Genomic DNA, 13,178 nt, shown 5'->3' on the forward strand with positions numbered 1-13,178 from the left:
AAGCATCCAGCATTGCGCCAGATTATGTGACGCGCCCTAAGGGAGCGACGGAACCCGCTCACATAAAACTTTGAATCAACACCACTGTTTTTGAAAACTCACCGGCTTGTGCGCCGTTGTCCGTCAGCGTTGAGGCAATGGTCAGGCTCGAAGTGCCCGCTGGCAGCTTTATCATGTCACCTGCTTTCACGCCGTTTACCGTCAACGTTGTACTGACGCCCAGCCCTACAGCAACTGGATTGCCTTCAGACACGAGATAGCGCACATTCGCTGATTGCGTACACGTCACCTGTCGTGTCGCCTGGGCTGTAGAGCCGGTGATTTCTCCAACTTTCAACACGCCGTGATTCAGATCCACGCTGGCGCCCAGAACATCGCACTGATTGGGCTGTATGGGTGGCGTGGCACAAGAATCTGTCCCGGGCATCATGAAATAGGCGGCGCCATAGGTGCCCCAAGCGGCGCAAATTTGCGTCGTCCATCCCGTCGCGGTTGAGTAGGCATAGGCGTGAGTTCGGGTGACACTCGTTCCATGCTTGTCGACCCACGCTTTAATTGCCTCTTCCCAGGTCATGCCTGTGTTTACCGTCACATTGGTGTCGGTAATCTGCCCGCCGCAGTTGTAATACGAGGTGCAGCCCATCACCGTCATTGTTCGCTGACTGTTGTAGAGCCTGCTGGCAGAAATTGGCCCGAACTGACACGTCGTGGCATTCAGGCATATAACGTTTCCCGGATACGGGTTGCCTGCTGTCGGATAGGCACTCGCGGTACCGGATGCTACCGAGACAAGGGTTTCGGCGCCTGGCAGGCCACGAGCGTCAGCGTTGACCTTGCTGACAAGGTTCCACGCGCCGATTGAAGGCGCATTCAGGCCTAACAAAAACGCTAAAAAAATGTTCAGTTTCATCTGGTTGAACACGCTCTATTTGTCGTGCGCCAAAGATCCAGACAGTGCTTCTTTTAAAGCAGTGAAGACCACTCGATCTTATTAATAAGCTAAACAACTGCTTAGGCTTCTGTATTTAAAATGTCTGAATACAATAGCTCGTCGGTGCCGAACCATTGCCACGCAGCGCACTGTTTAGACTATAGAAGCACACGATACTCGCGCCAACCATTACGGTAAGTATTTTTACTCACCCCTGCACTACACTTTCAACCCGCTGCATAAACTTCCGATAAATCTGTCTGAAACTTCATACATAAGCAGTGAGCAAGGCATAAACGTTGCTGACGTCAGTAAACAGATCAACCCGCTTTCAAATAAAGAGTGTGCGACAACCCCGCCATGACAGCTTTACAAAAAACTTTGAATCAAGACGACCGTTTTGGAAAACGCACCGGGGATAGCCCCTTTATCCGTCAGTGTTGAAGCAATCCGCAGTGAAGATGATCCCCCGGGCAGCGTAATGGACTGCCCCGCCGCAACCCCGTTGACGGTAATTAAACTGCTGATGCCATTCCCCAAATCAACCGGATTACCGAGCGAAACCGTGTATTTAATCGAGGTGCGCCGCGTGCAGCTAACTTGTCGGGCAACTTCTACGTTTTTACCTGTAATTTCGCCCGTATTTAAAAGCCCATGATTCAAATCCACGGCACCACCGCTGACCGTGCACTGATTAGGGAGTGAGGGGATACCGCCACAACTCATTGAGCCGGACGTGACATTTATATACGCCGTTGAATAATTGCCCCACAGCGTGCAGAGCGACTTTGAAAACGTGTAGTAGGCGTAAGCATTTGGTCGAGACACTGTCGAACCAAAACGCTTGCTCCACGCACTGATTGCCTCGTCCCAAGGTATGCCATTTTTTACGATGACACCGGTGTCAGCATTGTTATAACAAGCCGGCCCACCCCCCGAGACAGGTTCACAGCCTAAAGGAAAGTAAGAACCCGGCAAACTGAGGATCATTGGCCCAAACCTGCACTGCGAATAACCTGAGCCACAGTTCACATTGCCCACATATTGATTGGGCACGCCATTATCAAAGACGCTGGCGGAGCCTGAAATGCTGATGAAATCCCATGCAATAGGATGCGGATCGGAATTGGCTTTGCTCACCAAGTTCCAGGCATTCGAGAACGGTGTTATGCCCAGCAAGCACACAGCCCCCAAACACCGGATCGTGACGTTATTTATCTTCATTTGAACCAACAGCATGCGTGATTAGAAAGTTAAGGGTAAACCAGCATAAAGGTTGAAACAGCGCTGTAGCGCCCTGCCCGGATCGTGTGGTTGGCTATCGCTTTGGGCTCGCCGCGCACATACGCCTGAAAGCTCATGACGTTATCGCCATCGGCCAACACAAACGGATCGCTGGTCACATTTAACGGCAACAACTGGCCTGCAGCGCTTTCAAGCCCGATTGCAATGCCGCGCGCGCGGCTGCCTGTTGCAAGCGCCAGCAGGCCGGGTAATTCAGTGTTTTCAACCCCGCTAAAAAGGGCAGTGACGGTGTTGGCAATGCTGGTATCACAGCCGACAAGGTGAATGTAAAACGGCACGCTTTGGGTACGGGTATTGATGTAGAGGTAGTGGCTGGACTGGTCATCGAACAACAGTTCAATCGCCTCGTCTCCGGGCCGAATCGAACACGCTTGTGCCACCAGATTGCCAACGAAGTTCAGGTTATCCGCCGCGGGCGTTTTATCGGCCATCATCATAGACAGCCCCCACACCCATGCAGCAGCAACCAGCCGCCAACCGCTGGCCGGGCGTACAAACACCATGCTCCTTCCCCTCACTGGTATTCAGCCAGCAACGTGGCCGCTGCGCTGAAGCCGCCTGCGCTCAATGTCGTGCCGGGGCGTTTGACCGGCACGGCTTCCAGTGCGGGCGGTGAAGCAGGATTGATGACCATGGGCGTGTTGAGTGTAAAGGGCTGGCCATTTTGCAGAAGTTGCACACCAAGGTCTGTCACGCTGGTTTGCACCGCTGAGGGTTCAAATGAGGTGGCGGTCCCTTTGACGGTCAAAATCATTTCCCAGGGCAGTGTGCTGCCCGCACAGGTGATGGTGTAGTTCACCGGTTGCCGATAATTGATGCCATCGACTTTATTGACGCCTACATCCTTGAAGTCGATGGTCAGGGTGTTCCCGTTATTGATGGTGCACAGCGGAGGCTCAACCAAGGTGCCGGTGAAGGCGAGGTTGGCTGAGGCACCGGCGTTAAACCCGGCGGCGCAGACCACCAAGAGTGAAAGTTGTTTGCAGATTCTCATCACACATTCCTTCTCATTGCTGCGCGACCACCAAGGTTGCCACCGCAGAAAACGCCCCGCCCTTAAGCGTGCTGTTGGTCTTTTTGACAGGCACTGCTTCCATCACGGGCAGGGTCGGGTAGGTAAATTTCACACTTGTATTGAGCGGCCAGGACGCGCCATTGATGTACAGCCTGATCGCCAGATCCGGGTTGTTGGACGCCAAGGAATGCGCATCAAATGCGGCGCCTGAACCGGTGAGTGTCAGCGTCATGGCATTTGAAGGGCTGCCCGTGCAGGTCACGGTGTACGGCACCGCGCGGCGATACTCGATGCCGTCGATCCGGGTGGTGAGCAAGTTGTCGCCAAACGGCACGGTCAACGTGCTACCGCCGTTGATCACACAGGACGGCGGGGCCACGATGGTGCCTCGAATGGTCACATTGACGTCCGCCCTCACCGCTTGCCCACACGTCAATAACAGTGCGCTGCACAATAACAATGCACAGGCGGATGCGGCGTTAGGCATCAGGGGTCGATTAGTCATAGTTGAGCCTGAAATCGGCCACAGCCTTGAAGGCGCCATTGGTCAAGGGGGCGGAGGTTCGAGTGGGTTGTACATGCCAGGTCACGACATCGCTGCCATGGGTCAGGAACAACGGCGCGCCCCAAGCGCCCAAGCGCACGTCGCGGCCGCGTTCATCGGTCAGGCGTAACCCCATGCCCGTGACGCCGTTTACCTGCACGAGTGTTGGATTGTCCGGGTCGGCGGGCGCGACAAATGCCACGGACAGCACCGGCTCATAGGGGCTCCAGACCAATGTGGAGGTGCGGGCATCGGGCAGCCCCCCGGCAATGCGGCGACACTCCATAAAACGCAGCTGAAACGCAACGGGCGGCGCCATGTCTCCAGGGCGTTGCAGGTAGCTGCGCGGGACGTTTCCCAAATCCACGGTTTGATAGGCCGATGACATTTCCAAAATGCAGGGGGCATGGTGCAAAGACCCCCGAATGTCCAACATGCCGTCGAAAGTCATCGCGGGTTCTTCATCGACAGCCTGAACCTGTGCGCTCAGCGCCAGGCTCACCCAGGCCATGATTGAACAAGGTCTCATGAGGGTCTCCTGTCGCTGCGGTTATTCATTGCCCGGCGACGCTTTGAGGTCGACCGCGCAATTATTGCCATTACAGGAAAACGCCAGTGTGGGGCGACCGCCATAGTCATTGATGTAGGTCAGATAGGGGGTCGCGCCAAGCGCAGTCGCACTTGGCCCTAGCGTCAATGAACCCTTGGGCGGCACCATGATCGGTTCAAAGTTTTCAGCGGTTTTACCCTCTTTACTGCTGCGCGCATCCACCAGGGTGACGTAGTAAGGCGTCGGGTTATTGACCTGATACTGGTTGCCTTGGCGAGTCAGGGTCAGTTTTTCCTGCCAGGGGTTGGCCAGTTCTTGCTGGCTCGGAATGATGGCCGCGGGGCGATAAAACAGTTTGATGCGCGTCTGTAACGCTATTTGCAACGTATTGGCTTTATCGCTGCGCGGTGGAATCTCTCGCAGGTTGAAGTAGTAAACCGTTTCCCGGTCCTGAGCGAGCAACTTGGCCCCCGGCAACGCCTGCACTTTGACCTGACTGTGCTTGCCCGGCTCCAGACGCTGCACAGGCGGCAGTACTGTCAGGGGCGACGTGATCTTGTTGCCCTGTTCATCTTCGATCCAACCCTGCGCCAGATAGGGCAGCTCGGTGTTGTTATTGGCAATGTTCATGCTCACCGCATCTTTGGCCCCGTCAAAAATCACCCGGGTTCGGTCAAGGCCGATGGCGGCCTGCGCCGGGAGCGTCAAACATCCGGTCAGAACGGCCAGAGCCAGCGGCATACAGCGTGTTGGGTTACTCATGAGTTTTTCTTCTCCATGTCGTCAGGGGTGCCCACGGTAGGGGGAGGCGCAACAGCGTTCTTGGCGGTGCCGGTCTGGCAGAGCAACTTCAGTTCAGAACTCAGGCCGTCCGTTGGAAGAGATGCCGGAAGCGTGAGCGTGCATTGCTCGTCCGCTCCCCAACTGACGATCATCTGATCGCCCGGCTGAATGCCGCTCAGGTAGACGCTGCCGCCGTCATTCACAATGCCGGTGTCTTGTTGGCGGGCGTTCTTCACCGTGGCGCCGAAAGGCGGCGCCTTGCCATCGGGCATGCGCAGTACGGCCATGGCTTTCTCGCCGGCGATTACATCCAGCGAGCGGTAGCCGATCGCCCCTTCGGTCAGGGTGAGTTGGGTCACGGACTGCGTGGCTTCGACATTCTTGGGCAGGTTTTCCAGGTCAACGCTGGCACCGGTTCGGTAGTAACTGCTGATGTCCGCTATCACGGCTTTACCGTAGGCATTGGTGCGCGTCGGGCTGCCGTAACCGCGAACCGGTACGCCTGGCACGCCTTGGGTGTCCACCATCAAGCGTGTGCCGCCCATGCTGCTGCTACGATGCAGCGCTCCACCGTTGGCAGTGACTGTCGCTCCGCCCCGTGCGGAAAGGCTGAAGCTGGTGTAGTTATCTTCCTCAAGACCGACGGTGAGATCGACATCGGAAAGATCACCCGTATGGCTCAAATACCCACCGACCGACGTGTTACTGGCCGAGAGCTGATAGTGGGTGCGGTCATTCAGGCGATCACTGAAGCGCGCCGAATAACTGTTTTTGTTTTGTGACCGGTTGGCACTTGTGGACAGCGACCCCGTACGCCCCAACGGCAGGCTGAGTGAGAGATAAACCCCGTCACTGCTGGGCTGATCGCGCTCCTGGGTACGAAACATGTTCAGCGAGAAACTGACATTTTTGATCGCGCCCACATTGAAATAGCGCGCCAGTGACAGGTTCCAGCGTTTCTGGTCAGGACGATCCCAATAGGACTGATTGCTGTAGTTGAGAAATACCGATACGCCCGCGTCCCGGAACTGCTTGTTGAACGTCGCGGTGTACAGCGACTTGCTGCCACCGACCGGGCCACCGTAATGACGCGCGTCCAGGTATTCGCTCATGCTCATGTAGTTCTTTTCGGAAAAGCGGTAGCCGGCAAACGTGATCTGGCTGTCGTATTCGGCAAAGCTTTTGGAGTAACTCAGGCGATAGGACGCACCCGACAGCGTTTCATCCTGCAATTGGGTGCTGGCACGGGTGGCATCCAGCGACACGGCCCCAAACGCCAATAAATCACGGCCGAGCCCCAGTGAAAGAGCCCGGTAGCTGTTGTCGCCCAGTGCGCCGCCATACAGTGACCAACCGTTACTGATCCCCCATGAAAACTCCCCTGTGCCAAAGAAGTCGCCTTCGTTGCCGCCGTGCAGCGCAGACGGCCGCCCGCTGGCCAACTTGTAGCGCACGGTGCCGGGACGCGTCAGGTAGGGAATGCTGGCAGAGTCCACCTTGAAGGTGTGCACCGACCCGTCCTGCTCCTCGACCCGAACATCGAGTGTGCCCGTGACGGCATCGTTCAGGTCCTGAATGCGAAACGGCCCGGCCGCTACCAGCGTTTCATACAGCACGCGGCCTTGCTGGCTGATGATGACTTTGGCGTTGGTTTTAGCCACACCGACCACTTCCGGGGCGTATCCCCGCAAATTGGGAGGCAGTTGGCTGTCATCAGAGGTCAGGGCCACGCCGGTAAAACGGAAACTGTCGAACACATCCGAATAAAGGTAGTTTTCACCCACCGTCAGGCGCGCCTGGAGTGCAGGCAATGCCCGGTAGGCATAAAAGCGGCTCCATTCCAGATTCTGAGTGCGCCGGGTGCTGTCGTTATCGACCCTTCCCTGCCAGTCGGCACGCAGCCGCCATGGGCCCGCATTGGCTCCCACGGTGCCGTTACCGCTCAAGCCCATGCGCGACTCGCTGTCGTCCTGATGAATGGATTGCGCGGTGAGGTTGTAATCCACCAACAGGCCGGGCACGCCTTCATCCCAACGCGAGGGCGGGTCCCAGTTTTGGTGCGTGTATTGCAAATACGCCTGGGGCAAAGAGACATGCAAGGTTGAGGTGCTCAGGTCGCCACTGACTTCCAGGCCGGGCAAGCTGCTGAGGTCCAGGCACTTGGCCGTTTTCCACCACGTGAGTTGGGCCAGTTTTTCTTCTTTGAGGCCAAACTGATCCAGCAACTCGGGCGTCAGGCATGCTGCGCTGCCTTTGAGGTCATCGTCGGGCGGTAAAAACTCCACGCGTTGCTCGGGCAGGTGTTGCGCGTTCACTTGCACAGTCATCGGGTACACACCCGGCAAGATGAAGCCACTGCGGGAAAACTGGGACAAGTCGATATTGGTGCGATCGTTCAAGTCCAGAATATCGGTATTGAATTGAATCTCCGCAGCCAACGCTGCGCTTGTTATCGACATCAGGCCGCCCACAAAACCCGGGCGCAACAATGCCTTGACTGCTGAAGGACTCAGCAGGGCATACAACCCATTCATTCAGTAATACTCCAGCCTGAAACGCACCGCCGCGCTGTGGCTACCCACAGACATGGGTTGGTCATTGCCGACCAAGCGAAGGGTGTAATGAAGCACCTGATCTTTGGTGGCAGAGAATGGAACCAGCGGCATCGGCACGCCTGGCAAACTTTCGCGGCCCTGCGCATCGATGATGTGCAGCGCAACCCCTTGCGAGGTCCCTGTCGCCGCAAACGAACGCCCTTCTCGATCGGGCTCGCCTTCAAAAGTCACCCTGACATGCTGCCAGTCGGGCAGCCGCTCACCGATGTGATCGGGGTCGTAGCGGGTCAGCGAGCAGCCCACCAAGCGCAAGGTAAACGGATGCGGATCGCCTTCACCTTCACGAATAAGTCGCCCTACAGGTGCCGGGTCCATTTCTATAACTTGAAAGGCACTGCCGGTATCCAGGGTGCAGGCCGTATCAATGATTTCTCCACCCAACCTGACAATACCGCTGCCTTGTCCTGCGGCGAGCACCGTATTAACAGACAGCGTTAAAAGAACAAGTGACGTTGCAAGAGCTGCCGGTGAAAGTGCTTTCACGTTGTTGATCCCATTAACTTAGCCCTGCCACCTTGCGGTGGCAGGGCAAGTACTTATTGGTAAGCCAATGAGAAGTTAGTAACGGCTGTGAACTTGCCAGGTTTGACAGCATCCGTTGCGGTGCTGCCTTGCAAGTAAGCGCCGAAGGACAATTGGTTGTCTCCATCCTGCAGGGCTTGTGGCTTGGTCGCTGTACCGAGCACGATTTGCGTACCGGTACCGTCGCGCATCATGATGCCTGCGCCACTGGCTGTACCGACAATCCCCAGCGCGCCAGGAACCGCAGCTGACTCGGCACCGGTAAAGGTGGTGGTCACGGTTTTAAGGGTGCTGGTGTCACAGCCTACAAGCTTGATGTAGAAGGGTTCTGGATCAGCGTAACCGCCATCTGCCAACTGCGATCTGGCGACCTGACCCAGGCTGACGGTCTGATCAACGCTTTCTGGCTTGATAGAGCACGCCGCTTCAATAATCGCCCCCTCGAACGTGACAGTGCCCGACCCCGCGCCTGCTGCTTGTGCAATGGAGGCCGAGCCCGCCAGCAAGACCATAGAAGCCAAAGCAGATTTAAGTACGTACTTCATTCGTGTATTCCCATTTAATTAATAAAAGAACCGAAACAGCTCTTATTGAAAGGCCGGCCTTTTACCCGTAGTCTCCTTACTTATTAATACCGGGCAAAAATATAACGCACTTCAGATTAAACAACCGTGAAGTTGCTCACCCAGACCTGCGAGTTTTACCGCACTTCTAAAACAAAGGAAAAACACAAGAACTCCGTTTCTTTATATTCCCAAGTTAAAACCCCCGTCGGTGAAAACTGATATGAAGTTACCGCACCGTACTTAAATCTGACGTAGGAATTCTCTGAACAATTTCAAATAGGTAGAGGAAGCAGCAGACAGCAGGAAACGCACAATGCAAAAAGGCCGCGATCATCGAATGATCGCGGCCTTTTGGAGGGAGCCTAGTTAAACGGCTAGCTTATAAGGTCACTTTGCGAGCGGTATTTTGGGGGCCCACTGCAGCCATTCCTCTTCAAATTTGTCGAAGAGCGGGAAGGTCTGTTGCGGGCGGGCCTGGTTGCCCATTTTGTCACCGTCCGGTGTGGCAAACGCGATACCACCCTGTACGAGGGTTTCGAGCGATTCCGTACGAATCGTTGCCCCTTTGAACAGCCCGAAGTCGACACCGAACCCACTGCTGTTCCAGAACCGGCTGCCGCTGCGCACCAACGGTGCATAACGGGGCTCAATCAGGATATGAACCAGCACGCGGTCTGCCGTGTTGCCCAGCTCATAGCCCGTGACTTTGCCCACGGTGACTTCCCGGTAGGTGACGGGCACGCCTTCTTTGAGGGAGCCTCGACGTGCGGCACTCAACACCAGGCGCAACCCGGCTTCAGGCACGGTGGCGTCAGGCGCCTGATCGAGGGCGACGAAATGACTTTGCGGGCCACGGTCTTTCGGCGCGGGTTGCACCTCAAGGTATTGACCTGTCACCAGGGTTTCGAGGTTGGCGGTTTTCATGAGGCCCAACTCGGGTTTGACCACCCAGAATTGGGTCCCCACCCGTGCAATGCGCTTGGGCACTTCAGTAATGCGGGCCTGAAGCAGGACTGACTGCAAGTCATCACTCAGGTCGACACTTTCAATTTTACCCACGGTGAGGCCTTTGAAACGAATGGGCGAGCCGCTGCTCAAGCCGTCTGCCCGCGCGACTTTGATGGTGACCGGCACACCTTGCTCCATGGCCGCGTCGCGATCTTTGAACAGGCGGAAACGCGGGATACGTTTCTGCAGGGGGGCCGCGGCTTTAGGGGTTTCGAAGGCAATGCCACCTGCCATCAAGCTTTGCAGGGACTCACTTTTAACCTGAATGCCGCCGGTAAAGCCCCCTGTCAAGGTGACCCCGCTGGCGTTCCAAAAACGGGTGGAGCCGTTGACCAGGCCTTCATATTCCTTCTCGATGTGCACGCCAATGATCAGCTGCTTTTTCGTGCGCGAGAACTGGTAGCTTTGCACCGAACCGACTTTGACTTGCTTGTAGAGGATTGGGCTGCCTACATCGAGTGAGCCAAGGTTATCGGTGAACAACACCATGTGCAGGCCCGGTGAACGCAGGTCCAGGGGCGGCGCTTTGGGGCGTGCAACAAACTCACGCTCCGGCTTGCTGCCTTTGTCGCCCGGCCGAATCGCGATGTAGTTACCTTTGACCAAGGCTTCAAGCCCGGTGATACCGGCCAGCGAAATCGAAGGTTTGACGACCCAGAACTGAGTGCCTTCGACCAAATAGTCTTCGGCCAGCGGATCCAGGGCCAGTTCTGCGCTTGCGCTAGTGAGATCTGGGTCGACCTTCAGGCCTTTCAGGCTGCCCACCTGGATACCTTTGTACATAACGGGCGTGCGGCCAGCTTGCAGGCCTTCAAAGTCACTGAGTTTAACTTTGACCTTGATACCGGCCTGAGCGGCGTCGAAGTCTTCATACAAACGGAACGGCAGGTTGGGATCCGTTGGCGGGCTGTCCTGGCGGTTTTCAGGGGTGGCGAAGGCAATCCCGCCGGCGACGATGCTGGCCAGCGATTCGCTGCGCAGCTTCAGCCCGGACAAGTTGGCGTCAATGCTGATGCCACTGGCGTTCCAAAAACGCGTGTGTTTGCGCACCAGATTGGCGTAGGTCGGTTCAATGTAAACCTTGACCTCCACGGTGCTCTGGTCTTCAGACAGCACGTAGCTTTTGACCTGGCCGACCTGAATCTGCTTGTAGAACACTGGGCTGCCACGGTTCAGCGACCCGAGTCGTTCGGCTTTAAGGGTCAAGTGCAGACCCGGCTTGGCATCCGACAGAGGCGGTTCTTGCGACAGGGCCTTGAACTTGCGTGTGGGCTCGCCATCGGCGGGGCTGACAGCGATGTAGTTACCCGATACCAGGGTTTCAAGGCCCGTAATACCAGCCAATGTGACGCTGGGTTTGACCAGCCAGAAACGGGTATTGGTTCTCAGGTAACGCTCAACATCCTTGTCCATCTCAACGGTGGCAATCACCCCTTTGCTAGGACCATCCTCATCGAGCGCCAAGGTTTTTACCTTACCCACAGGCATGCCTTTGTAGACCACTTCGGTCTTATTGGCGACGATCCCTTCCCCGCTTTCGAATCGCACCTGGATGTTGATGCCGGTTTCACTGTAGGCACGCCATCCCAACCAGCCGCCGATAACCAGCGCGATCAGGGGAAGAATCCAGATGGCCGACCAGTTAGAAGCCGGGCGGGTTTTTGCGATAGGTAAATCACTCATGGTCGTCGTCCGACTCCGTGTTATCCCAAATCAGTCGGGGATCAAAAGTAACAGCAGCAAGCATTGTTAATATCACCACACTGGCAAAGGCCACAGCGCCGAGATTGGCCTCGACGCTGGCTATTCGCCCAAAGTTGACCACCGCCACCAGGATGGCGATGACGAAAATATCCAGCATCGACCAACGGCCAATGAATTCGATAAACCGGTACATGATGATGCGTTGGCGGGCCGATAAAGGCTGGCGGCGCTGCACCGAGAACAGCAGCAAGGCAATGCCCACCAGTTTGAACGTTGGCACCAGAATACTGGCGATAAAGACCACAGCGGCAATCGGGATCATGCCGTGCTGCACCAACTCTATGACGCCGGACATGATGGTGCTCGGAGATCCCTGACCGAGCGAACTGACGGTCATGATGGGCAGCAGGTTGGCAGGGATGTACAGAATGGCGGACGTCAGCAGTAGCGCCCAGGTGCGCATCAGGCTGTCTGGGCGACGTGCATGCACCCATGCCCCGCAACGGGTACAGGTTTGCTCGTCAGCTTGCGCGTCTTGCCGATTCAACTCGTGGCACTCGGCGCATATCAAAATGCCCGCATCAATCGCACGCATGAGTGTCCTCCCCTGAAAGGGCCTGCCAGATCTGATGAGGTGACATGACAACCTCCAACCAGACCTGTACCAGCAAAAGACTCACAAAGCACGTCAAGCCAAGGCCCAGGCTTAACTCTGCCATGTCAGCCAACTTCACAATGGCCACCAACACGCCCATCAGGTACACCTCGAGCATGCCCCAGTCTTTCAAGTGGTGATAAATCCTGTAGATCAGCAATCCGTAGGAGCGACCGATATTCAAGCGAATGCTGAGTAAGACTGCCAGTTGGCACAGCAGCTTGAGCAACGGAATCCCCATGCTGCATAAGAACACAACCACGGCGATGCCTTGCATGCCTGTGTCGAACAGGCCGACCACACCGCTCCAGACAGTGTCTTGAGTCGCTTGGCCCAACAGATTGAGTTGCATGATGGGCAAAAAGTTCGCGGGGACGTACAACAGCAATGCGGCGATAACGAGTGCAAGGCTGCGTTCTACGACGTTATGGCGATGGGCGTAGAGCTCATAACCACAGCGCGGGCATTGAGCTTTTTCACCGAGGGCGAGATGCGGCTTACGCATCAACAGATCGCACTCATGGCAGGCCACTAACTCGTCCAGCGGTAAATCTGACACCCTGCGGGCGTCAACCGGATCTGGCATATAAGGAGTCTCTGGCTTGAAAATGAATGCGCCTATTCTAGTGTGCGAACTACGAAATGACGCTGCCTATTTGTAGGACTTTAGGTGGAGGGGGACGAAACTAGCCGGGAAGCCGGGAAGCGTGCAGGATTGGGGATGAGGGAGTCCAGCAGAGATAACCTGAAGGCTCTTTTTCAGGCACAAAAACAAAATCCCCATCTGCGTGAGCAGACAGGGATTTCGGAATTTAATCTTGACGATGACCTACTCTCACATGGGGAAACCCCACACTACCATCGGCGATGCATCGTTTCACTGCTGAGTTCGGGATGGGATCAGGTGGTTCCAATGCTCTATGGTCGTCAAGAAATTCTGTGACAGATCCGTTACTGAGTAACGTGCCTGTGAAAACTTG

13 protein-coding genes and 1 rRNA gene are annotated in these 13,178 nt (G+C 56.1%); all 14 read right to left on the minus strand.

All coding sequences use genetic code 11. The features are described 5' to 3' along the window. Window positions 1-58: 58 nt before the first annotated feature. Window positions 59-910 (minus strand): hypothetical protein, encoded by an 852-nt coding sequence (locus tag BKD70_RS13005; protein WP_047273289.1) that lies wholly within the window; start codon window positions 908-910, stop codon window positions 59-61. 390 nt (window positions 911-1,300) lie between these two features. Then, the gene (locus BKD70_RS24755) at window positions 1,301-2,071 is read right to left on the minus strand and encodes a hypothetical protein (protein ID WP_139047490.1); all 771 of its coding nucleotides are present in this window, start codon (window positions 2,069-2,071) and stop codon (window positions 1,301-1,303) included. Window positions 2,072-2,184: 113 nt separating this feature from the next. Next, on the minus strand, window positions 2,185-2,739 hold the full coding sequence (locus BKD70_RS13010; protein ID WP_052892138.1) for a fimbrial protein: 555 nt from the start codon (window positions 2,737-2,739) through the stop codon (window positions 2,185-2,187). Window positions 2,740-2,750: 11 nt separating this feature from the next. Continuing rightward, entirely contained in the window at window positions 2,751-3,230 is a 480-nt protein-coding gene (locus BKD70_RS13015; protein ID WP_047273288.1) for a fimbrial protein, read from the minus strand. A 13-nt stretch (window positions 3,231-3,243) separates the two neighbouring features. Beyond that, window positions 3,244-3,756, minus strand: coding sequence for a fimbrial protein (locus tag BKD70_RS13020; protein ID WP_240478004.1), 513 nt, complete (start codon window positions 3,754-3,756; stop codon window positions 3,244-3,246). Then, window positions 3,749-4,324: a fimbrial protein gene (locus BKD70_RS13025; protein WP_047273286.1), complete on the minus strand. Its 576-nt coding sequence runs from the start codon at window positions 4,322-4,324 to the stop codon at window positions 3,749-3,751. The genes BKD70_RS13020 and BKD70_RS13025 overlap by 8 nt, the downstream gene beginning before the upstream one ends. Before the next feature lie 21 nt (window positions 4,325-4,345). After that, window positions 4,346-5,086 carry a fimbria/pilus periplasmic chaperone gene (locus tag BKD70_RS13030; protein ID WP_230683818.1) on the minus strand — a complete coding sequence of 247 codons (741 nt, stop codon included), beginning with the start codon at window positions 5,084-5,086 and terminating at the stop codon, window positions 4,346-4,348. A gap of 17 nt (window positions 5,087-5,103) precedes the next feature. Continuing rightward, window positions 5,104-7,662, minus strand: coding sequence for an outer membrane usher protein (locus BKD70_RS13035; protein ID WP_080960277.1), 2,559 nt, complete (start codon window positions 7,660-7,662; stop codon window positions 5,104-5,106). Further along, window positions 7,663-8,226, minus strand: a complete 564-nt coding sequence (locus BKD70_RS13040) for a fimbrial protein (RefSeq protein ID WP_052892137.1) — start codon at window positions 8,224-8,226, stop codon at window positions 7,663-7,665. It lies immediately after the preceding gene. Window positions 8,227-8,279: 53 nt separating this feature from the next. Next, entirely contained in the window at window positions 8,280-8,810 is a 531-nt protein-coding gene (locus tag BKD70_RS13045) for a fimbrial protein (RefSeq protein WP_047273284.1), read from the minus strand. A gap of 408 nt (window positions 8,811-9,218) precedes the next feature. Continuing rightward, on the minus strand, window positions 9,219-11,522 hold the full coding sequence (locus tag BKD70_RS13050) for a PqiB family protein (RefSeq protein ID WP_047273283.1): 2,304 nt from the start codon (window positions 11,520-11,522) through the stop codon (window positions 9,219-9,221). Then, on the minus strand, window positions 11,515-12,138 hold the full coding sequence (locus BKD70_RS13055) for a paraquat-inducible protein A (protein WP_047273282.1): 624 nt from the start codon (window positions 12,136-12,138) through the stop codon (window positions 11,515-11,517). Before BKD70_RS13055 ends, BKD70_RS13050 begins: the two co-directional genes overlap by 8 nt. After that, entirely contained in the window at window positions 12,125-12,784 is a 660-nt protein-coding gene (locus BKD70_RS13060) for a paraquat-inducible protein A (protein WP_047273281.1), read from the minus strand. The genes BKD70_RS13055 and BKD70_RS13060 overlap by 14 nt, the downstream gene beginning before the upstream one ends. A gap of 230 nt (window positions 12,785-13,014) precedes the next feature. Beyond that, window positions 13,015-13,130, minus strand: a 5S ribosomal RNA gene (gene rrf / locus BKD70_RS13065). Between the last annotated feature and the right edge of the window lie 48 nt (window positions 13,131-13,178).

The organism is Pseudomonas sp. BS-2016 (assembly GCF_001806145.1).
Classification (GTDB): domain Bacteria; phylum Pseudomonadota; class Gammaproteobacteria; order Pseudomonadales; family Pseudomonadaceae; genus Aquipseudomonas; species Aquipseudomonas lundensis.